This window comes from Hymenobacter negativus (genome assembly GCF_017571495.1).
GTDB lineage: Bacteria > Bacteroidota > Bacteroidia > Cytophagales > Hymenobacteraceae > Hymenobacter > Hymenobacter negativus.
Map to the genome: position 1 here is coordinate 162,760 of NZ_JAGETZ010000016.1, position 19,405 is coordinate 182,164.

At 54.8% G+C, this 19,405-nt stretch carries 24 protein-coding genes; 23 read left to right on the forward strand and 1 reads right to left on the reverse strand.

What is annotated here, in order from left to right; all coding sequences use genetic code 11:
* Window positions 1-334 precede the first annotated feature (334 nt).
* From rpoC to J4E00_RS25235, 23 genes are all read left to right on the forward strand, one after another.
* Window positions 335-4,687 carry a DNA-directed RNA polymerase subunit beta' gene (gene rpoC / locus J4E00_RS25125; protein WP_208178120.1) on the forward strand — a complete coding sequence of 1,451 codons (4,353 nt, stop codon included), beginning with the start codon at window positions 335-337 and terminating at the stop codon, window positions 4,685-4,687.
* A gap of 109 nt (window positions 4,688-4,796) precedes the next feature.
* Window positions 4,797-5,030 carry a hypothetical protein gene (locus J4E00_RS25130; RefSeq protein ID WP_208178121.1) on the forward strand — a complete coding sequence of 78 codons (234 nt, stop codon included), beginning with the start codon at window positions 4,797-4,799 and terminating at the stop codon, window positions 5,028-5,030.
* A 45-nt stretch (window positions 5,031-5,075) separates the two neighbouring features.
* Window positions 5,076-5,399 (forward strand): DUF3467 domain-containing protein, encoded by a 324-nt coding sequence (locus J4E00_RS25135; RefSeq protein WP_046245258.1) that lies wholly within the window; start codon window positions 5,076-5,078, stop codon window positions 5,397-5,399.
* A gap of 182 nt (window positions 5,400-5,581) precedes the next feature.
* A complete protein-coding gene (gene rpsL, locus J4E00_RS25140; protein ID WP_068191715.1) occupies window positions 5,582-6,013 on the forward strand; it encodes a 30S ribosomal protein S12 in 432 nt (143 codons plus the stop codon).
* A gap of 90 nt (window positions 6,014-6,103) precedes the next feature.
* Window positions 6,104-6,571, forward strand: coding sequence for a 30S ribosomal protein S7 (gene rpsG / locus J4E00_RS25145; RefSeq protein WP_035567919.1), 468 nt, complete (start codon window positions 6,104-6,106; stop codon window positions 6,569-6,571).
* A gap of 107 nt (window positions 6,572-6,678) precedes the next feature.
* Window positions 6,679-8,817: an elongation factor G gene (gene fusA, locus J4E00_RS25150; protein ID WP_208178122.1), complete on the forward strand. Its 2,139-nt coding sequence runs from the start codon at window positions 6,679-6,681 to the stop codon at window positions 8,815-8,817.
* 100 nt (window positions 8,818-8,917) lie between these two features.
* Window positions 8,918-9,223 carry a 30S ribosomal protein S10 gene (gene rpsJ / locus J4E00_RS25155; RefSeq protein ID WP_035567915.1) on the forward strand — a complete coding sequence of 102 codons (306 nt, stop codon included), beginning with the start codon at window positions 8,918-8,920 and terminating at the stop codon, window positions 9,221-9,223.
* A 96-nt stretch (window positions 9,224-9,319) separates the two neighbouring features.
* On the forward strand, window positions 9,320-10,588 hold the full coding sequence (locus J4E00_RS25160) for an O-antigen ligase family protein (protein ID WP_208178123.1): 1,269 nt from the start codon (window positions 9,320-9,322) through the stop codon (window positions 10,586-10,588).
* Between the two features lie 161 nt (window positions 10,589-10,749).
* On the forward strand, window positions 10,750-11,370 hold the full coding sequence (gene rplC, locus J4E00_RS25165; RefSeq protein ID WP_196291005.1) for a 50S ribosomal protein L3: 621 nt from the start codon (window positions 10,750-10,752) through the stop codon (window positions 11,368-11,370).
* Between the two features lie 9 nt (window positions 11,371-11,379).
* On the forward strand, window positions 11,380-12,018 hold the full coding sequence (gene rplD / locus J4E00_RS25170; RefSeq protein WP_208178124.1) for a 50S ribosomal protein L4: 639 nt from the start codon (window positions 11,380-11,382) through the stop codon (window positions 12,016-12,018).
* Entirely contained in the window at window positions 12,018-12,305 is a 288-nt protein-coding gene (rplW, locus tag J4E00_RS25175; RefSeq protein ID WP_208178125.1) for a 50S ribosomal protein L23, read from the forward strand. Before rplD ends, rplW begins: the two co-directional genes overlap by 1 nt.
* A 53-nt stretch (window positions 12,306-12,358) precedes the next feature.
* Complete coding sequence (rplB, locus tag J4E00_RS25180; RefSeq protein WP_196291007.1) at window positions 12,359-13,186, forward strand: 50S ribosomal protein L2; 828 nt, start codon at window positions 12,359-12,361, stop codon at window positions 13,184-13,186.
* Between the two features lie 3 nt (window positions 13,187-13,189).
* Complete coding sequence (gene rpsS / locus J4E00_RS25185) at window positions 13,190-13,468, forward strand: 30S ribosomal protein S19 (RefSeq protein WP_068191730.1); 279 nt, start codon at window positions 13,190-13,192, stop codon at window positions 13,466-13,468.
* 1 nt (window position 13,469) lies between these two features.
* On the forward strand, window positions 13,470-13,883 hold the full coding sequence (rplV, locus tag J4E00_RS25190; protein WP_196291008.1) for a 50S ribosomal protein L22: 414 nt from the start codon (window positions 13,470-13,472) through the stop codon (window positions 13,881-13,883).
* 6 nt (window positions 13,884-13,889) lie between these two features.
* Window positions 13,890-14,774 (forward strand): 30S ribosomal protein S3, encoded by an 885-nt coding sequence (gene rpsC, locus J4E00_RS25195; RefSeq protein WP_208178126.1) that lies wholly within the window; start codon window positions 13,890-13,892, stop codon window positions 14,772-14,774.
* A 107-nt stretch (window positions 14,775-14,881) separates the two neighbouring features.
* Window positions 14,882-15,307: a 50S ribosomal protein L16 gene (gene rplP / locus J4E00_RS25200; protein ID WP_046246580.1), complete on the forward strand. Its 426-nt coding sequence runs from the start codon at window positions 14,882-14,884 to the stop codon at window positions 15,305-15,307.
* 3 nt (window positions 15,308-15,310) lie between these two features.
* Window positions 15,311-15,526, forward strand: coding sequence for a 50S ribosomal protein L29 (gene rpmC / locus J4E00_RS25205; RefSeq protein WP_208178127.1), 216 nt, complete (start codon window positions 15,311-15,313; stop codon window positions 15,524-15,526).
* A 3-nt stretch (window positions 15,527-15,529) separates the two neighbouring features.
* Complete coding sequence (gene rpsQ, locus J4E00_RS25210; protein WP_196286022.1) at window positions 15,530-15,826, forward strand: 30S ribosomal protein S17; 297 nt, start codon at window positions 15,530-15,532, stop codon at window positions 15,824-15,826.
* Window positions 15,827-15,835: 9 nt separating this feature from the next.
* Window positions 15,836-16,204, forward strand: coding sequence for a 50S ribosomal protein L14 (gene rplN, locus J4E00_RS25215; protein ID WP_035567895.1), 369 nt, complete (start codon window positions 15,836-15,838; stop codon window positions 16,202-16,204).
* 3 nt (window positions 16,205-16,207) lie between these two features.
* Window positions 16,208-16,552, forward strand: coding sequence for a 50S ribosomal protein L24 (rplX, locus tag J4E00_RS25220; RefSeq protein ID WP_208178128.1), 345 nt, complete (start codon window positions 16,208-16,210; stop codon window positions 16,550-16,552).
* A 15-nt stretch (window positions 16,553-16,567) separates the two neighbouring features.
* Window positions 16,568-17,122 (forward strand): 50S ribosomal protein L5, encoded by a 555-nt coding sequence (rplE, locus tag J4E00_RS25225; RefSeq protein WP_201985298.1) that lies wholly within the window; start codon window positions 16,568-16,570, stop codon window positions 17,120-17,122.
* A 12-nt stretch (window positions 17,123-17,134) separates the two neighbouring features.
* Window positions 17,135-17,404 carry a 30S ribosomal protein S14 gene (gene rpsN / locus J4E00_RS25230; protein WP_035567891.1) on the forward strand — a complete coding sequence of 90 codons (270 nt, stop codon included), beginning with the start codon at window positions 17,135-17,137 and terminating at the stop codon, window positions 17,402-17,404.
* Between the two features lie 13 nt (window positions 17,405-17,417).
* Window positions 17,418-17,882, forward strand: coding sequence for an Imm51 family immunity protein (locus tag J4E00_RS25235; protein WP_208178129.1), 465 nt, complete (start codon window positions 17,418-17,420; stop codon window positions 17,880-17,882).
* Between the two features lie 781 nt (window positions 17,883-18,663).
* Here the strand turns inward: J4E00_RS25235 and J4E00_RS25240 are convergent.
* On the reverse strand, window positions 18,664-19,405 hold a 742-nt coding region (locus tag J4E00_RS25240; RefSeq protein WP_208178130.1), incomplete at its 5' end, for a hypothetical protein.

Sequence of the window (19,405 nt, forward strand, 5' to 3'; positions counted from 1 at the left end):
ACTGCCAAGCAACAGGAGTCGCAGATTAAGCGATTCTGGTAACGACAGGTGAGAAAACGCTTCGGTGAAAGAGGGACGAGGGGCTGTTCCGAGATATGGTCAGTGCAGCGAAAACTACCTTCCGCGAATCTTAATCGGAGGCCTTCTCACTAATCAGCTCCGTCAGTTTGATTTAAAATCCGACCTTTTGAAAGTGCCTTTGCTAAACATACCTATCTGTTCTGCAAAGGCACTTTTCTAAGTGTCAAACTGTTTGAAAAACTTGCGCCCTTCTGGCGAACGGCGAAGATTCAAGCAGCTCAAAGCCAACAGCTACTAGCTTAACCCCAATCAAATGGCTTTCGCAAAAAACAAGAAAGTAACTCAGGACTTCTCTAAAGTCACGATTTCACTGGCCTCGCCCGAAGCAATTCTGGAGCGCAGCACTGGTGAAGTGGTGAAGCCTGAAACCATCAATTACCGCACGTACAAGCCCGAAATGGGTGGTCTGTTCTGCGAGCGGATTTTTGGCCCGGTAAAGGACTGGGAGTGCCACTGTGGCAAGTACAAACGCATTCGTTACAAGGGAATCATCTGCGACCGTTGCGGTGTGGAGGTGACCGAAAAAAAGGTGCGTCGTGAGCGCATGGGTCACATCGAATTGGTTGTGCCCGTTGCCCACATTTGGTACTTCAAATCGCTCCCCAACAAAATTGGCTACCTGCTGGGCCTGCCTACCAAGAAGCTAGACCAGATTATCTATTACGAGCGGTACGTCGTTGTTCAGCCCGGTGCTTTGGCTGAAGAAGGCGTACAGATTCTCGATTTCCTTACGGAGGACGAATATCTGGACATCATCGACAAGCTTCCCCGCGAGAACCAGATGCTGCCCAATGAGGACCCCAATAAGTTCATCGCCCGTATGGGTGCTGATGCCCTGCACATGCTGCTGGAACGCATCAACTTGGACGAGTTGAGTTACTCACTGCGTGACTCCGCTGCCCACGAAACTTCGCAGCAGCGTAAGGCTGAGGCCCTGAAGCGTCTGCGTGTAGTGGAAGCTTTCCGCGACGCAGCTACCCGGATTGAGAACAAGCCCGAGTGGATGGTTATCCGCATGGTGCCGGTGATTCCGCCGGAACTGCGCCCGCTCGTGCCGTTGGACGGCGGCCGTTTCGCTACCTCCGACTTGAACGACCTGTACCGGCGCGTTATCATCCGTAACAACCGCCTCAAGCGCCTGATTGAAATCAAAGCGCCCGAGGTGATTCTACGGAACGAGAAGCGCATGCTACAGGAAGCTGTTGACTCGCTCTTCGACAACTCGCGTAAAGTGAACGCCGTGCGTGCCGAAGGTAACCGTGCTCTGAAGTCGCTGTCTGATATGCTGAAAGGCAAGCAGGGCCGTTTCCGTCAGAACCTGCTTGGTAAGCGTGTCGACTACTCGGGTCGTTCGGTAATCGTCGTGGGTCCTGAGTTGAAGCTGCACGAGTGCGGCTTGCCCAAGAACATGGCAGCCGAATTGTTCAAGCCGTTCATCATCCGCAAGCTCATCGAGCGCGGCATTGTGAAAACGGTGAAGTCGGCTAAGAAAATCGTGGACCGCAAGGACGCTGTCGTATGGGACATCTTGGAGAATGTGCTCAAAGGCCATCCAGTGCTCCTCAACCGTGCTCCTACGCTGCACCGCTTAGGTATCCAAGCGTTCCAGCCACGCCTCATTGAGGGCAAGGCTATCCAACTACACCCGCTCGTTTGTACGGCCTTTAACGCTGACTTTGACGGTGACCAGATGGCTGTGCACGTGCCCCTCGGCCCGGCTGCTATTCTGGAGGCCTCCATGCTCATGCTGGCTTCGCATAACATCCTGAACCCCGCCAACGGCGCGCCCATCGCGGTACCGTCGCAGGACATGGTTCTCGGTCTGTATTATGTAACCAAAGGCAAGCGCAGCACCGAAAACGAGAAGATTGTCGGTGAAGACCGGGTTTTCTATTCGGACGAGGAAGTTGTGATTGCCATCAATGAAGGTCAGCTCTCGAAGCACGCCTTCATCAAGGTACGGACCAAGGTGCGTGACGAAAACGACGACTTGGTAACCAGAGTCGTAGAGACAGTAGCTGGCCGTGTGCTGTTCAACCAACTCGTACCTGAAGAGGTAGGGTTTGTTGATGAGTTGCTGACTAAGAAAAAGCTCCAGCAAATCATCTCGCTGGTGTTTAAGCGCACGGGCATGGCTCGCACAGCTCAGTTCCTTGATGACATCAAGACCCTTGGTTTCCAGTCGGCATACAAAGGTGGTCTGAGCATGGGCCTGGGTGATATCAACATCCCGAAAGAGAAAGACGAACTGGTGAAGCAGGCGCAAGCCGACGTAGCGGCCGTAACCCAGAACTACCAGATGGGTCTGATTACGGACAACGAGCGTTATAACCAGGTTATCGACATCTGGACGCGCATCAACAACCAGATTACGGAAACGTTGATGGGCCGTTTGGAGAAGGAGAACCAAGGCTTCAACTCCATCTACATGATGATGCACTCGGGGGCCCGCGGCTCGCGTGAGCAGATTCGTCAGTTGGGTGGTATGCGTGGTCTGATGGCAAAGCCGCAGAAGTCGCTGCAAGGCTCGATTGGCGAGATTATCGAAAACCCGATTCTGTCGAACTTTAAAGAAGGCCTCGACGTAATCGAGTACTTCATCTCGACGCACGGTGCTCGTAAGGGTCTGGCTGACACGGCTCTGAAGACGGCTGACGCCGGCTACCTGACCCGTCGTCTGGTAGACGTTTCGCAGGACGTAATCGTGAATGAGCAAGACTGCGGTACCCTGCGTGGCATCGAGACCTTCGCGTTGAAAGACAACGAGGACATCGTCGAGCCGCTGTCGGAGCGTATCCTCGGCCGTGTGACGGTACACGACATCGTAGACCCGAATACTAACGAAGTGCTGCTGCCCTCGGGCTCGGAAATCAAGGAAGACACCACTCGTCGCATCGACATTGCTGGTATTGAATCGGTGGAAATCCGTTCGGTACTGACTTGCGAAAGCAAGCGTGGTATCTGCGCCAAGTGCTACGGCCGCAACCTGGCTTCGGGCCGCATGGTGCAGCGTGGCGAGGCTGTCGGCGTTATTGCTGCCCAGTCGATTGGTGAGCCCGGCACGCAGTTGACCCTGCGCACATTCCACGTAGGTGGTACGGCTTCTAACATCGCCGTTGAATCGAGCATCAAAGCCAAATTCGCTGGTGTGGTTGAATTCGAAGACGTTCGTACGGTGGCTACCACCAACGCCGAAGGCGTGAAGGGTGCTGTGGTAATGGGCCGCTCGGGTGAAATCCGCATCGTGGAAAAAGGCACTGGCCGCGTCTTCACTTCCAACCACGTTCCCTACGGCTCATTCATGTTGGTGGAAGAAGGCCAAGAAGTGGAAAAAGGCACGGAGCTGAACACCTGGGACCCCTACAACGCCGTTATTCTGGCCGAGTTTGATGGTACCGTGGTGTTCGATGCCATCACCGAGGGCATCACGTTCCGCGAGGAATCGGATGAACAGACTGGTCACCGTGAGAAAGTGATTATCGAATCCAAGGCTAAGGACCAGAACCCGTCCATTATCATTCGCCCCGGCAAAAAGGGCGATGTGGAAGGTCAGAAATCCTATAGCATCCCAGTGGGTTCGCACTTGAACGTGGAGAATAACGACAAAATCTCGGCTGGTCACATCCTTGCCAAGATTCCTCGCTCGGTGGGCAAGACCCGCGATATTACTGGTGGTCTGCCGCGTGTAACGGAGCTTTTCGAAGCCCGGAACCCGTCAAACCCCGCCGTGGTATCGGAAATCGACGGCGTGGTAACCTACGGCACCGTGAAGCGTGGCAACCGTGAAATCTTTGTGGAGTCGAAAGACGGCGTGAAGAAAAAATACATGGTGCCGCTGTCGAAGCACATTCTGGTGCAGGACAACGACTTTATCCGCGCCGGCATGCCGCTGTCGGATGGCGCCATAACGCCTTCGGATATCCTAAGCATTCAGGGCCCCGGCGCTGTGCAGGAGTACCTCGTGAACGAGATTCAGGAAGTGTACCGCTTACAAGGTGTGAAAATCAACGATAAGCACATCGAAGTGGTAGTTCGCCAGATGATGCAGAAAGTTGTGATTCTGGATGCCGGTGACACGTCGTTCCTCGAAAATCAGGTGATTGATAAAATCATCTTCATGGCCGAGAATGACATGATTATCGACATGAAAGTGGTGACCGAAGCCGGTGATTCAACCAACTTGAAGCCCGGTCAGATTGTGACGGCCCGTCGCCTCCGCGACGAGAATAGTAGCCTGCGCCGCCGTGACCTTGCTCTCGTGCAAGTGCGCGACGCTCAACCTTCGGTTTCGCGCCCCACGCTGCAAGGCATCACGCAGGCGTCGCTGGGTACGCAGTCGTTCATCTCGGCCGCATCCTTCCAGGAGACGACCAAGGTGCTGAGCGAAGCCGCTATCCGTGGCAAAGCCGACCAGTTGTTGGGCCTGAAGGAGAACGTAATCGTTGGTCACCTCATTCCGGCTGGTACTGGCTTGCGCGAATACACGCGTCAAGTAGTAGGCTCGAAAGAGGAAATGGAGGCTGCCCAAGCCGCCCAGACCGCCGAAGCGGCTACTCCCGCCAAGCGCCCCAGCCGTGCTGGCAAGCGCGAAGTGTCGGCTGAGTAATCTGCCGTAGGTTTGTAATGGAAAAGCCGACTGGGGTGACCCAGTCGGCTTTTTCTATTTTACTTTACGCCAGACCTCATTACATACTGCTACCTAACACTTCAAATTGATGTCTTGGATTCTCTGGGTTGTAATTGGCTTATTGTTTACCGTAGCACTGGTAATGGTGTTGAACAGAAAGTCATCTTCAACAAGAAAGAAAGGCGCTTTGGTAGCATTGATATTGGCTATTGCAGGTCCTCCAATAATTGGTGACGCAATGGGATGGTTTATCCTGCTCATTCCCGTTCCAATGCTGGTTGGGATTTATACATTGATTTTCTTCCCGAAAAACCAGAGCTAACGAATAATGATATCATTGTTCAGGCTTTCCTAATAAACCAGACTCATGCAACCAACCGACCAAAACCCGGACCCCAACGCCATCAACATCGAGCTTTCCGAAGCCATGGCTGAGGGCGAATACGCCAACCTCGCTATGATTGCGCACAGCAACAGCGAGTTCGTGATAGACTTCATTCGCATGATGCCTGGCCTGCCCAAGGCCAAGGTGAAGGCGCGCATCGTCGTCACGCCCGAGCACGCCAAGCGCCTGCTGCAAGCCCTCACCGAGAACATCGAGCGGTTCGAAGCCGCCTTCGGCACCATCAAGATGCAGAGCGAAGCCCCCAGCTACCCGATGAACTTCGGCGGCGCGGTAGGGGAGGCGTAAGCTGAAGCAGAATCCTTAGTTGCGAAAGCGCCTCCATTTTCGTGTGGAGGCGCTTTTGGTTTTGGCAAAAACGGGCTTTCCTAAAATTAACATCCTCACTCTGTTTGCTATTGCGACGGAATACTCTTACCTTTGCAAGCCAAATTTTAGGGGCAAACGGCTCCAAACCAACCATACACTAAATGCCAACCATTAACCAACTCGTACGGAAAGGCCGTGAGGCTTTGACTACCAAGTCGAAGTCGCCCGCCCTTGATTCGTGCCCGCAGCGTCGGGGCGTGTGCACCCGTGTGTACACCACCACGCCTAAGAAGCCGAACTCGGCTATGCGCAAAGTGGCCCGTGTGCGCCTTACCAACGGTAAGGAAGTAAACGCATACATCCCCGGTGAAGGCCACAACCTCCAGGAACACAGCATCGTGCTGATTCGTGGCGGCCGGGTAAAAGACTTGCCAGGCGTACGTTACCACATCATCCGTGGCGCCCTGGACACCGCCGGTGTAAGCGGCCGCACGCAGCGCCGTTCGAAGTACGGTGCCAAGCGTCCGAAGCCCGGTCAACCCGCCGCAGCAGCTGGCAAGGGTGGCAAAGGCGCACCCGCTAAAAAGAAATAAATAGAATTAGTAGCGAGTAATAAGTATTGAGTGGCAGGCCAGTCCTGCTGCTCGCTACTCAATACTTACTACTACATACTTACTACTATCATGAGAAAGTCAAAACCGAAGAAGCGCATCTTGCTGCCGGACCCTAAGTACAAGGAGACGCTGGTAACCCGTTTCGTGAACTACATGATGTACGACGGCAAGAAAAACCTGGCGTACACCATCTTCTATGATGCCTGCGACCTTGTGGAGCAGCGTACCAAGGAGAGCGGCCTTGAAATGTGGCGCAAAGCGTTGAACAACGTGATGCCCACCGTGGAAGTGAAAAGCCGCCGCGTAGGTGGTGCCACCTTCCAGGTTCCGATTGAAGTGCGCGCCGACCGCCGCATTTCGGTGGGTGCCAAGTGGATGATTCAGTACGCCCGTCGTCGTGGTGAGAAGACCATGAAGGACAAGCTGGCCGGCGAAATCATCGCTGCTGCCAAAGGCGAAGGTGCTGCCGTTAAGAAGAAAGACGACACCCACCGCATGGCTGAGGCCAACAAGGCCTTCTCGCACTTCCGTTTCTAAACTGGAAATTTGGGTTTGGGGTCTTAGGGACTTGGATTTATTTGACGGACTGTTCTGTTAAACGACCCAAGACCTGAGACCCTAAATTTTAAGCCTTAACCAACATCATGGCCGTTAACAAAGACCTTTATTACCTCCGCAACATCGGGATTATGGCGCACATCGACGCCGGTAAGACCACGACGTCGGAGCGTATTCTGTACTACACGGGTAAAACCCACAAAATCGGGGAAGTGCACGACGGTGCCGCCACGATGGACTGGATGGAGCAGGAGCAGGAGCGCGGCATCACGATTACCTCGGCTGCCACCACTACCTTCTGGAACTACCCCACCGACATCAAGGGCGACCCGACGTCGGAAACCAAGCAGTATAAAATCAACCTGATTGACACCCCCGGCCACGTTGACTTCACGGTAGAAGTAGAACGTTCGCTGCGCGTGCTCGACGGTGCCGTTGCGTTGTTCTGCGCCGTTTCGGGTGTAGAGCCGCAGTCGGAAACCGTATGGCGTCAGGCTGACAAGTACAAAGTGCCCCGCATCTGCTTCGTCAACAAGATGGACCGTGCCGGCGCTGACTTCTTCAAAGCCGTAAACGAAATCAAGGAGAAACTGGGCGCAAACCCCATTCCCCTGCAGATTCCGATTGGTGCCGAAGAAACCTTCAAAGGCGTCGTTGACCTGCTGACTGGCAAAGCCATCGTGTGGGACGACAAAACCGAAGGCAAATCGTACGACGAAATCCCCGTTCCCGAGGACCTCGTTGACACGGTAGCCGAGTGGCGCGAGAAGCTGGTAGAAAGCGTAGCCGAGTACGACGACACGTTGATGGAGAAATTCTTCGACAACCCCGACTCGATTACCCGCGAAGAAATGATGGTTGTTATCCGCCAGGCGGTTATCGACATGAAGTTCTCGCCTGTACTCTGCGGTTCGGCTTTCAAAAACAAGGGTGTACAAACGATGCTGGATGCCGTGATGGCCTACCTGCCTTCGCCGCTCGACATGCCCGCCATCATCGGTACCAACCCCGATAGCGGCGAGGAGATGGAGCGTCACCCCGACAACTCGGAGCCCTTCACCGCCCTGGCGTTCAAAATTGCTACCGACCCGTTCGTAGGCCGTCTGTGCTTCTTCCGCTGCTACAGCGGTGTGCTGGACTCGGGCTCGTACGTGCTCAACAACCGCACCGGCAAGAAGGAGCGTATCTCGCGCCTCATGCAGATGCACTCCAACAAGCAGAACCCCATCGACAAGATTCAGGCCGGTGACATTGCTGCAGGTGTTGGTTTCAAAGACATCAAAACCGGCGACACGCTGACCGACGAGAAGAACCCGATGGTTCTCGAGTCGATGAGCTTCCCCGAGCCGGTAATTGGTTACGCCATCGAGCCGAAAACGCAGGCTGACGTCGACAAAATGGGCATGGCCATCGCCAAGCTCATCGAGGAAGACCCCACGCTGCGCGTGAACACGGACGAGGAAACCGGCCAGACCATCCTCCGCGGCATGGGCGAGCTTCACCTTGAAATCATCATCGACCGCATGCGTCGTGAATTCAAAGTGGAAATCAACCAGGGTGCCCCGCAGGTGGCATACAAGGAGATTCTCACCAAGATGGTTGACCATCGCGAAACATACAAGAAGCAGACCGGTGGCCGCGGTAAATTCGGCGACATCGTGTTTGAGCTGGGCCCGAAAGAAACCGAGCCGGAGAAACCCGGTCTGGAGTTCGACAACGCCATCGTAGGTGGTGTTATTCCCCGCGAATTCATCCAGCCCATCCAGAAAGGTTTCGAAGAGGCTATGAAGCGTGGTCCGCTGGCCGGCTTCCCGCTCGAAGCCATGAAGGTGCGTCTGTACCACGGTTCGTTCCACGACGTTGACTCGGACGCCCTGTCGTTCGAACTCGCCGCCCGTGACGGTTTCCGTGAAGCTGCCAAGAAGGCCGGCCCGAAATTGCTGGAGCCCATCATGGCTGTTGAAGTGGTTTGCCCCGACGAATACACGGGTCCCGTAACTGGTGACTTGAACCGTCGTCGTGGTCTGATGAAAGGCATGGACACCAAAGCTGGTGCCCAGGTTATCAAAGCCGATGTTCCGCTGTCGGAACTGTTCGGCTACGTAACTGCGCTCCGCACGATTTCGTCGGGTCGTGCTTCTGCTTCGCTCACGTTCTCGCACTACGAGCAAGTGCCTACGAACTTGGCCGAAGGCATCATCGCCAAAACCAAAGGAGGTAAATAAGTGACTCAAGGTTAGTGGCTGATACTGCTTCAGCCACTAGCTAATGGTCATTAAATCAAAGCTTTTCAAAACGGAGGCAATCGGCTTCCAACCAATTCCAATGAACCAGAAAATTCGCATTAAGCTGAAAAGCTACGACCACAACCTCGTAGACAAATCGGCCGAGAAAATCGTGAAAGCTGTGAAGGCCACCGGTGCCATCGTTAGCGGCCCGATTCCTTTGCCGACCCAAAAGGAGAAGTTCACCGTGCTGCGCTCGCCCCACGTGAACAAGAAGAGCCGGGAGCAGTTCCAGCTTTGCACCTACAAGCGCCTCGTGGATATCTTCTCGACCTCGTCGAAAACCGTTGATGCCCTGATGAAGCTGGAATTGCCCAGTGGCGTTGACGTAGAAATCAAAGTCTGAGGCATCGATTTTAGTCTTAATTGAGTTAAAGCCCTACCGCAATTCGTTGCGGTGGGGCTTTTTCTTTGGAACTTGCAGCGCCACTACTCACTATTCATGCTTGCTGTCTTTTCCCTTGCGCGACTACACCGATTTGCTTTCTTCTTCTGTGCCTGCATTATCATCAGCATTTTCTTGGTCAATTGGCTGAGAGTGGCTCTGGGTATTGCAATGGGAGGGTTGGCTGTGACAGGCGTAGTCTATGCCTTGGTACATAAGCGTATCGCTAACCAGTCACTTTGGCCAGTCTTCGGGAGCATCGCAATGGTGTTCGTATTGCATTTGTTGGCCGGCGTTCAGACCCATGCCGCCAATATGGATGAGTATCGATTTGACTTGGGAATGCAGTTGCCGTTCCTGATTCTTCCGCTGTCGTTCTGGCTGTTGCCGCCGTTTCCCAGCCGCTACTTACGTTGGTTGTGGTGGATACTCATTATAATGACGGTACTAGCTGCTTGCGGCGCCACCATCAATTACTTATTGCATGCACAGGAGATTAACGAGTCTTACATGCATTCCAAGGTTATGCCGACTGAACCGGACCATATCCGGTTCAGCATTATCATAACCATGGCAATTGCGGCGGCAGTATTGTTGCTGGCTCATAAAGCAGTGTCATCTGCATGGCACATTTGGGTCAAGGCTGCCATTGTCGGATTGGCACTGTTTCTCCATTTGTTAGCTGTGCGCAGCGGAGAGATGACTTTCTACGCCTTAGGGGGGCTTGCAATATTGTGGTTGGTTTTAGCTAAGCGAATGTGGAAAAAAGCTGCTCTAGTAGCTACTACACTTATATTGTTGCCGATAGTCAGCTACCTAGCATTTCCTACGTTCCGCAACCGGGTCTACAACACTCAGGAAGACGTCAGCAAAGTTCAAGAGAGCTCTGAGGGGAAAAATTTTTCTATATCATCCCGGGTATATTCCTACCAAGCTGCACTAGAAGTATGGCGCGATAATAAACTGCTGGGAGTAGGTAAGCCAAACCTGGAAGGCGAAATGGCTAAGCGCTATGCAAGACTGCATCCGCAGCTCACGTCGGAATTCTACATTATGCCCCACAATCAATATCTCTACAATTTGGCTGCATACGGTGCCATAGGGCTATTGGTATTCTGTTTATGTCTATTCTATCCGGCTTGGTGGGCACGCAAGAAAAACGCGCCACTGTTACTGGCCCAATATGTTAGCATTGCTTTATCTTTTCTGGTCGAATACACATTAGAAACGCAGATTGGCCTAGCTTTCGTAGTCTTTTTTCTGATGTTGGCTCTTCAGGGTTCGTTGCCTTGTGAGGAGGACGACTCCGTTTGGCGCCCGGCCTAACTCGTCTAGCAAAACACGCCTTCTGCCGGAGCTAACAGCCTCACGGAGAAAATATTTCTACACTCGGTTGTGATTCCCGAGCCTTTTTTCCTATCTTTGCACTCCCTTAGCGAAAACGGCACTCGGTCGTTTTCTTTTTGTGTCATTTAATCATTAACAGAATGCCTGGCATCATCGGTAAAAAAATCGGTATGACAAGCCTCTTCACTCCGGATGGGAAAAACATTCCCTGCACGCTCATCGAAGCGGGTCCGTGCGTAGTGACGCAGGTTAAGACTATCGCGAATGACGGCTACACCGCCATTCAAATTGGGTACGGCGAGAAAAAAGAGAAGAACACCACCAAAGCTTTGGTTGGTCACTTCAAGAAAGCCGGTACCACCCCAAAGAAAAAACTGGTTGAATTCCGCCTCGACGCCGAATCGACCTATGCCGCTGGCGCTACCATCGACGCGACTCTCTTCGAAGAGGGCGAGTTTGTGGACGTAGTAGGCACTTCTAAAGGCAAGGGTTTCCAAGGCGTTGTAAAGCGTTACAACTTCCAGGGTGTTGGTGGCCAGACCCACGGCCAGCACAACCGCCTGCGTCACCCCGGTTCTATCGGTGCGTGCTCGTGGCCTTCGCGCGTATTCAAAGGAATGCGCATGGGTGGCCGCATGGGCAACGACCGCGTGAAAGTGCAGAACCTGAAGGTGATGCGCGTAGTAGGCGACAAGAACCTGATTCTGGTGAGCGGCTCGATTCCCGGCGCGAAGAACTCTTACGTGGTAATCGAGAAATAGACTAGTACGATGGAACTCGCAGTATATAACCTCAAAGGCGAAGACACCGGCCGCAAAGTGACCCTGTCTGACGCCATCTTCGGCCTCGAAGTAAACGAGCATGTGATGTACCTGGACGTGAAGCAGTACCTGGCCAACCAGCGCCAAGGCACGCACAAGTCCAAGCAGCGCAACGAGGTGCACGGCACCACGAAGAAGCTCAAGAAACAAAAAGGTACGGGCGGCGCCCGCGCCGGCAGCATGAAGTCGGGTGTGTTCGTTGGTGGTGGCCGCATGTTCGGTCCTCAGCCCCGCGACTACGGCTTCAAACTGAACAAGAAGACCAAGCGCGTAGCTCGCCTCTCGGCTCTGTCGAGCCTGGCGAAGGATGGCAAAATCTCCGTTGTGGAGAACATTGCCATGACGGCTCCCCGCACCAAGGACTTCGTTGCCATCCTGGACGGCCTCAAGCTGAACAACGGCAAAAAGACCATGCTCCTCACCGGCGAGGCTAACAAGAATGTTCTCCTCAGCGCCCGAAACCTGCAGAAAGTGAAAGTGTCTACCCCGGTAGGCATCAACACCCACGACCTGCTGAACACGGACACGCTCCTGATTTCGGAAGACGGCATGGCTTCATTGGTTGAACTCTATAGCACCGCCGAATAATGAGCACCCTGAAACGCCCCATCGTTACCGAAAAGGCCACCGGCCTGAACGAGAAAGGTCGCTACACGTTCGAAGTGGAGCGCACCGCCAACAAAGTGCAAATCAAGAAGGACATCGAATCGCTGTACGGCGTGACGGTAACCGAAATCAACACGATGCGCACCATTGGCAAAATGAAGTCGAAAGGCACCAAAGGCGGCCAGGTTTCCGGCCGTCGCGCCCACGGCAAGAAAGCCATTGTGACCGTGAAAGAAGGCGACGTTATCGACTTCTACGGCAACCTCTAGGCCGACCCAGCTTCGCCTCAAATTTTTCGCCGCAAAAGCACAACTAGCTAGTAATGGCACTTAAAAAACTCAGACCAACAACCCCAGGGCAGCGCTTCCGCGTTGCGCCGGCGTTCGACGAGATTACGACGTCGACCCCGGAGAAGTCGCTGATGACTTCCCTCAGCAAATCGGGTGGCCGGAACTCTTCCGGTAAAATGTCCAACCGCTACATCGGCGGTGGTCACAAAACCCAGTACCGCATCGTGGACTTCAAGCGCGACAAAGCCGGTGTTCCGGCCGTCGTGAAGTCCATCGAGTACGACCCCAACCGCACTGCGCGTATCGCCTTGGTAAACTATGCCGATGGTGAGAAGCGTTACATCATCGCTCCGGCCGGCATGACGGTAGGCGCGAAGATTGTGTCGGGCCCCGGCGTCGCTCCCGAAGTAGGCAACACCTTGCCGCTGCGCGAGATTCCCCTCGGTACCATCCTCCACAACATCGAGTTGCAGCCCGGCCAAGGCGCTGCAATGGCTCGCTCGGCCGGAACCTACGCCCAAATCGTAGCCCGCGAAGAGAAGTACGCCACGCTGAAATTGCCTTCGGGCGAGATGCGCATGGTGCTCGTTACCTGCATGGCCACCGTTGGTACCGTATCGAACGGCGACCACATGAACACCGTGATGGGCAAAGCCGGCCGTAACCGCTGGGCTGGTCGTCGTCCGCGCGTTCGTGGTGTGGTAATGAACCCTGTCGACCACCCCATGGGTGGTGGCGAAGGCAAATCGTCGGGTGGTCACCCGCGGAGCCGCAACGGTATTTTGGCCAAGGGCCAGAAGACCCGCAACAAGAACAAGTATTCGGAGAACCTGATTGTGAGCCGCAAAGGCAAGAAGTAATATATGGCACGTTCACTCAAAAAAGGGCCGTACATTGACTTCCGGCTGGAAAAGAAAGTCACGGCACTCGAAACGGCTGGTAAGAAATCGGTGGTGAAGACTTGGTCGCGCCGCTCGATGATTTCCCCGGATTTCGTTGGCCACACGTTCGCTGTTCACAACGGCAATAAGTTCATCCCGGTGTATGTGACCGAGAACATGGTAGGACACAAGTTGGGCGAATTTGCCCCGACGCGTAACTTCCGTGGTCACGTCGCCAAAAAAGATAAAGGCAAGCGCTAAGATGGAAGCAGTAGCAAAACTCCGCAATGTGCCGACCTCGCCTCGCAAGATGCGTTTGGTGGCCGACCTCGTGCGCGGCAAGAAAGTGACTCAGGCCCTCGGCCTGTTACGCTTCGAAGCCAACATCGGCGCCGAGAAGATTGAGAAACTGCTCCTGTCGGCCTTGGCCAACTGGCAGCAGCACAACGAAGAAGAGCGGATTGAGGACGCAAACCTCTACATCAGCGAAATCTTCGTGGACGAAGGACGCCAGCTGAAGCGCCTGCGCCCCGCCCCCCAGGGCCGTGGCCACCGCATCCGCAAGCGTAGCAACCACGTGACGTTGAAAATCGACACGAAAGTTGAGAAGCTTGGCTCCAAGCACGCCAAAGAAGTTGGCACCACCGAAAATCCTAAGGCCGACGCCAAATCCTAAGTTTATATGGGACAGAAAGTAAATCCGGTTGGCTTCCGCTTGGGAGTTATCAAAGGCTGGGACTCCAACTGGTACGGCGGCAAGGACTTCGCCGAGAAACTGGTGGAGGACGAGAAAATCCGCAAGTACATCAACGCTCGCATTCAGAAAGGTGGCATCAGCCGCATTGTGATTGAGCGCACCCTGAAGCGCATCACCATCACCATCAACACGGCTCGTCCGGGTGTGGTAATTGGTAAAGGCGGCCAGGAAGTAGACAAGATTAAGGACGAGCTGAAGCAAATCACTAGCAAAGACGTTCAAATCAACATCTTCGAAATCAAGCGTCCGGAGTTGGATGCCAAGCTGGTAGGCGAGAGCATCGCCCAGCAGTTGGCCGCTCGTATCTCCTTCCGTCGCGCCATGAAAATGTCGATTCAGGCTGCAATGCGTGTTGGTGCCGAAGGCATCAAGATTCAGTGCGGTGGCCGTCTCGGCGGTGCTGAAATTGCCCGTTCGGAGCAGTACAAAGAAGGTCGTACACCGCTGCATACGCTGCGCGCCGATATCGACTACGCTTTGTCGGAAGCTCAGACCGTGTATGGCAAAATCGGCATCAAGGTGTGGGTAATGCGCGGTGAGGTGTTCGGCAAGCCCGACCTCTCGCCGAACCAGCAGCTCACCAACCCCGGTGGTGGTGAAGGTGGCGGTGGTCGTCGTGACGACCGTGGCCCCCGCGGCGAGCGTCGTGACGGTGACCGTGGTCCTCGTCGTGACGGTGGCGCTGGTGGCCGTGGTGGCAACGACCGTGGCCCCCGTGGCGGTGCTGGCGACAACGCCGGTCCCCGTCGCAACGGCCCCGCCCAAGGCGGTGGTGCTGCCGGCGGTGCCGCTCGCGGCCCGCGTCGCTAGAACAAAGCCAAGTCATTTCGCTTCGTTTGCCGCTTTGGGTGAACGAAGCGAAATGTTCGGCTGTTCGCCCCTCTCTCTTCAGAACACTCTCTTTACAATAAATTAAAATGTTACAACCGAAAAGGACCAAGTATCGCAAGATGCAAAAGGGTCGCGTAACAGGCCTCGCCTACCGCGGCAGCTCCATTGACTTCGGTTCGTTCGCTATCAAGTCGCTGGAAGTGTCTTGGATTACGGCTCGCCAAATTGAGGCTGCTCGTATTGCCATGACCCGCGCCATGAAACGCGAAGGGCAAGTATGGATTCGCATTTTCCCCGACAAGCCAATCACCAAGAAGCCCGCTGAGGTGCGCATGGGTAAAGGCAAAGGCTCGCCCGAGTATTGGGTAGCCTGCGTGAAGCCCGGCCAAATCATGTTCGAGTCGGACGGTGTGTCGCTGGAAGTAGCTAAAGAATCGCTGCGTCTGGCGGCTCAGAAGCTCCCCGTAAAAACTTCATTCGTGGTTCGCCGCGACTATACGGACGCTGCTTAAGTCATGAAGAACAAGACCGACCTCAAAGGCCTTTCCGCTGACCAGCTGAAAGAGCAAATCAAAACCGAGCAGGCCCAGGGCCAGCAGCTGCGTTTCGCCCACGCGATTTCGCCCCTGGAAAACCCCGCCCGCCTCAAGGCCAACCGTAAAAACGTCGCCCGCTTGCTCACCGAGCAGACTCGTCGGAACAACGAGCAGGCTACTAACACCGCTCAATAACCGATGGCAACCGACGTAACAACCCAAGACCAAGCCGTAGCTGAAGACTCGCGCAACATGCGCAAGGAAATCACCGGCACGGTAACGAGCTCGAAGATGGACAAGTCCATCACCGTGGCTGTGGTGCAGAAACAGAAGCACCCCAAGTACGGCAAGTTCGTGACCAAAACCACGAAATTCCACGCCCACGACGAGAAAAACGAGTGCGGCGAAGGTGACACGGTGCGCATCATGAGCACCCGTCCGCTGAGCAAGACCAAGCGGTGGCGCCTGGTTGAAATTGTTGAACGCGCTAAATAATTCAGTCCGATGATACAGCAAGAATCCCGCCTGACGGTGGCCGACAACAGCGGCGCCAAGGAAGTCCTCTGCATCCGCGTTCTGGGTGGCACGGGCAAGAAATACGCCAGCGTTGGCGACAAGATTGTGGTGGCCATCAAATCGGCTATCCCTTCGGGCAACGCCAAGAAAGGCACCGTAAGCAAAGCCGTAGTGGTACGTGTGAAGAAGGAAGTGCGCCGCAAAGACGGTTCGTACATCCGCTTCGACGACAACGCCGCCGTGTTGCTCAACAACAACGACGAGCCCCGCGGCACGCGCATCTTCGGCCCAGTGGCCCGCGAGCTGCGTGAGCGTCAGTTCATGAAAATTGTATCCCTAGCCCCCGAAGTACTCTAAGCCATGGCTATCAGAAAAGCAGACCCCGTGCAACTGCACGTAAAGTCGGGCGATACCGTGAAGGTGATTGCAGGCGACGAAAAGGGCAAAACCGGCGTGATTAAGTCGGTGAACCGGGTAACCCAGCGCGTAACCGTTGAAGGGCTGAACCTGGTGACGAAACACAACAAGCCGAGCGCCAAATCGCCCCAGGGCGGCATCACCAAGATGGAGGCGCCCATGCACGTGAGCAACGTGCAGGCTATCAACCCCACCACCGGTGAGCGGGTGCGCAAAGGCGCCGCAGCGACCGCAGCTCCGGCTGCTGCTCCTGCTAAAGCCAAGCGCGCCTCTGCCAAAACGGCTTAAGCAGCCCCCTTCATCATGGCCCGTCTCAAAGACATTTATAAAAAAGACGTCGTACCCGCGCTCCAGGAGAAATTCCAGTTCAAGAGCATCATGCAGGTACCCCGTATCACTAAAATCTGCATCAACCGTGGCATCGGTGCCGCGGTAGCTGATAAGAAATTGGTGGATAACGGCGTGGAAGAACTGACGGTTATCACCGGCCAGAAAGCCATTGCTACTATCGCTAAGAAATCGGTGTCGAACTTTAAGCTCCGCGAAGGCATGCCTATCGGTGCGAAAGTGACGCTGCGCGGCGAGAAAATGTACGAGTTCATGGACCGTCTCCTGACGGTGGCCCTGCCCCGCGTACGTGACTTCAAAGGCATCAACGACAAAGGTTTTGATGGTCGTGGCAACTACACGCTCGGCGTGAAGGAGCAAATCATCTTCCCTGAAATCTCGATTGACAAAATCAAAGGCATCTCGGGCATGGACATCACGTTCGTGACCACCGCCGAGAACGACGAGCAGAGCTACGAGCTGCTGAAGGCGTTCGGTATGCCTTTCGCCAACGCTAAAAAAGACGCTTAATCTTCCGAACTCATGGCTAAAGAATCCATCAAAGCACGGGAGCGCAAGCGCATTGCCACCGTGGCCCGCTACGCTGAGAAGCGCAAGGCTCTGAAAGCTGCCGGCGACTACGAAGGTCTCGACAAGCTGCCCAAAAACGCTTCGCCCGTGCGCCTGCACAACCGCGATATGATTGACGGCCGCCCCCGCGGCTACATGCGCAAGTTTGGCATCAGCCGCGTGCGTTTCCGCGAAATGGCTCTCGCCGGCAAAATCCCCGGCGTGACCAAGTCGAGCTGGTAGTATCAGCACAGATATGTTTACAAAAGAAAAAGCCCTTGCATTGCTATGCTTGGGCTTTTTCTTTTGCCTACTAGTGGGATGCCGAGAGCGAAAAACGACCAATACTTGGCCATTCATTTATTACAAGCAAATTGAAGGCGCCGGGCAAATGCCTACCCGTAAATACGCTATTTGGGCAAAAGGCAGTGACGACGGACCGGGGCACCTAATAGATGAATATGATGACCTGTTCGACAAATATGGATTCAGTGGAAACGGTTACTCATTAGCTGAGCATATTGAATCTATTATTCAAGAGAAGGATGCGGGACTCCTAACGCATTTAGACTTCGACCCTAATGGAAATGAGTTTCTAGTTTGGGCTGATAGTGAAGATGCTGTTCAACGTTTTATGGATGATGTGTTGCCAGTATTCGGTAATGCTTCCACAATGGAAGCCTATTTAAAGCAAGCAAACCCAGACAATTTCTCTGAATAAGTCGGTATACAAAGAGGCTGCTCGAATCAATTGAGCAGCCTCTTTTACTTTGGTATCCGCACGCTTTCAAACTCCCACCACTCCCGTTTCCCACGCTGCTGGAGCGGCGGGTGGTGGGGCGAACCCGCACGGTGGCCAATGCGTTATACCGGCACTTTGGTATTACCTTTACCACACAAAAAATAAGGAGCCGAGCACCCGGCCCGACTCCTTACCAGCTACCCGAGTAGATGAGAAAGTAGAATAAAGCCAATGGCCTTACCTGCTCCGCTCAAAAACCCAATCAAAACCGGCTTCCACCAGTCTTGCAGTAGTTTTTTCACGCTGTCCCGTTTCATTTGGAGATGAAGTTGAGGGTTGCATCAAAACCCCGCTTCTGAACCCTCGACTGTTAGCGCAGCCGGGGGTTCGCCTTTTTATGGCAAACCGCTGTGGCCGGGGACTGCCTGCGCTTGCCACGAAGATAGGCGGTTGGCCTCTGCCAGCCACTCCGGTTTCTATAGCTGCTGGGGCGGTGGGAGAGAGGAGTGGGGCTTTGCGCGGCGGGCATTCTAACCCGAATCGATGCTTAACGCTTTTGTGGACGCCCATCACCAAAGTTTCAGAGCACTGGCGAAAACCGCAGGCCTCTGTAACCCGGGTTACGGAGGCCTGTGAAAAACAACAGGTGCCCGTAACCCGGGTTACGGACACCTGCAGAAACTGAAAGTGCTCTGAAACCCGGGTTACGGGCACCTGCGGAAACATACAAGCCTCTGTGACCCCGCTCGCTATGGGACGGTTAGGGCTGGGTGGGGCTGGCATCGTCGGCTTCGGACTGGCGGCGCGAGGGCGGCAGCACTGAGAAGTCGAAGTACTCGGCCGCGCGCTCGGGCGTTTTGTAGTAGTGCGCCAGCAGGGCTGCGTATACGCCGAAGAGTTCGGTGAGGAGGTCGGTTTCGTCGGCGTCGAGGTCGGTGCTGGCGCTCTTGACTTGCTTCTTGCGCTTGTCCTGCTCCTGGCGGGCGAGGGTGTATTGGGTGTTCAGGGTTTGGGCGTCTTTGAGCAGGGCCGCGCCCTGGGGCACGTCGTCCTTGTGCAGCGTCAGAGTTCTGACGAAGGTGGCGAAGGCCGTGCCCATGGTTTGGCGCGAGGCCTGTGAAAACTGGGAGCGGCCTTGGGGGAAGAATTGCTTGAACAGCTCCGGCGCGGTTTCTTCGAGGGCGGCGAAGTTCACCTTGTAGGCGCGTTTCATGAATTGCTTCACGAGGCCGAAGGCGGTATCGGCCAACAGGGTTTGGGCGCCGCGGCCGGCGCTGGCCCCGGCCTGCCCCATGAGGCCAGTGTCGAAGCTGTCATAGAGCGGTTGGAGCAGGTCGATTTTGGCCTGCCACTGTGCGCCGTCGTTCTGGAGGGCTTGCAGGGTGTAGCCGGTGATGGACTTCAAATCCTGGCGAGAGATGACGAGGTGCAGCAACCAGTTGCGGAACTTGCGGCTGAAGAGCTTGGTGGACGTTTTTGCCATGAGGAATAGGGATAGATAA

What these genes read in the sequence shown, in the direction of transcription:
- rpsG (WP_035567919.1), top strand. Translation starts at nt 6,104, where the DNA reads ATGAGAAAGTCAAAACCGAAGAAGCGCATCTTGCTGCCGGACCCTAAG.
- rplE (WP_201985298.1), top strand. Translation starts at nt 16,568, where the DNA reads ATGGCCCGTCTCAAAGACATTTATAAAAAAGACGTCGTACCCGCGCTC.
- rpsC (WP_208178126.1), top strand. Translation starts at nt 13,890, where the DNA reads ATGGGACAGAAAGTAAATCCGGTTGGCTTCCGCTTGGGAGTTATCAAA.
- rpsQ (WP_196286022.1), top strand. Translation starts at nt 15,530, where the DNA reads ATGGCAACCGACGTAACAACCCAAGACCAAGCCGTAGCTGAAGACTCG.
- J4E00_RS25235 (WP_208178129.1), top strand. Translation starts at nt 17,418, where the DNA reads ATGTTTACAAAAGAAAAAGCCCTTGCATTGCTATGCTTGGGCTTTTTC.
- J4E00_RS25130 (WP_208178121.1), top strand. Translation starts at nt 4,797, where the DNA reads ATGTCTTGGATTCTCTGGGTTGTAATTGGCTTATTGTTTACCGTAGCA.
- rplN (WP_035567895.1), top strand. Translation starts at nt 15,836, where the DNA reads ATGATACAGCAAGAATCCCGCCTGACGGTGGCCGACAACAGCGGCGCC.
- rpmC (WP_208178127.1), top strand. Translation starts at nt 15,311, where the DNA reads ATGAAGAACAAGACCGACCTCAAAGGCCTTTCCGCTGACCAGCTGAAA.
- rplC (WP_196291005.1), top strand. Translation starts at nt 10,750, where the DNA reads ATGCCTGGCATCATCGGTAAAAAAATCGGTATGACAAGCCTCTTCACT.
- rplX (WP_208178128.1), top strand. Translation starts at nt 16,208, where the DNA reads ATGGCTATCAGAAAAGCAGACCCCGTGCAACTGCACGTAAAGTCGGGC.
- rplB (WP_196291007.1), top strand. Translation starts at nt 12,359, where the DNA reads ATGGCACTTAAAAAACTCAGACCAACAACCCCAGGGCAGCGCTTCCGC.
- rpsS (WP_068191730.1), top strand. Translation starts at nt 13,190, where the DNA reads ATGGCACGTTCACTCAAAAAAGGGCCGTACATTGACTTCCGGCTGGAA.
- fusA (WP_208178122.1), top strand. Translation starts at nt 6,679, where the DNA reads ATGGCCGTTAACAAAGACCTTTATTACCTCCGCAACATCGGGATTATG.
- rpoC (WP_208178120.1), top strand. Translation starts at nt 335, where the DNA reads ATGGCTTTCGCAAAAAACAAGAAAGTAACTCAGGACTTCTCTAAAGTC.
- rpsL (WP_068191715.1), top strand. Translation starts at nt 5,582, where the DNA reads ATGCCAACCATTAACCAACTCGTACGGAAAGGCCGTGAGGCTTTGACT.
- rplW (WP_208178125.1), top strand. Translation starts at nt 12,018, where the DNA reads ATGAGCACCCTGAAACGCCCCATCGTTACCGAAAAGGCCACCGGCCTG.
- rpsN (WP_035567891.1), top strand. Translation starts at nt 17,135, where the DNA reads ATGGCTAAAGAATCCATCAAAGCACGGGAGCGCAAGCGCATTGCCACC.
- rpsJ (WP_035567915.1), top strand. Translation starts at nt 8,918, where the DNA reads ATGAACCAGAAAATTCGCATTAAGCTGAAAAGCTACGACCACAACCTC.
- rplD (WP_208178124.1), top strand. Translation starts at nt 11,380, where the DNA reads ATGGAACTCGCAGTATATAACCTCAAAGGCGAAGACACCGGCCGCAAA.
- J4E00_RS25160 (WP_208178123.1), top strand. Translation starts at nt 9,320, where the DNA reads ATGCTTGCTGTCTTTTCCCTTGCGCGACTACACCGATTTGCTTTCTTC.
- J4E00_RS25135 (WP_046245258.1), top strand. Translation starts at nt 5,076, where the DNA reads ATGCAACCAACCGACCAAAACCCGGACCCCAACGCCATCAACATCGAG.
- rplV (WP_196291008.1), top strand. Translation starts at nt 13,470, where the DNA reads ATGGAAGCAGTAGCAAAACTCCGCAATGTGCCGACCTCGCCTCGCAAG.
- rplP (WP_046246580.1), top strand. Translation starts at nt 14,882, where the DNA reads ATGTTACAACCGAAAAGGACCAAGTATCGCAAGATGCAAAAGGGTCGC.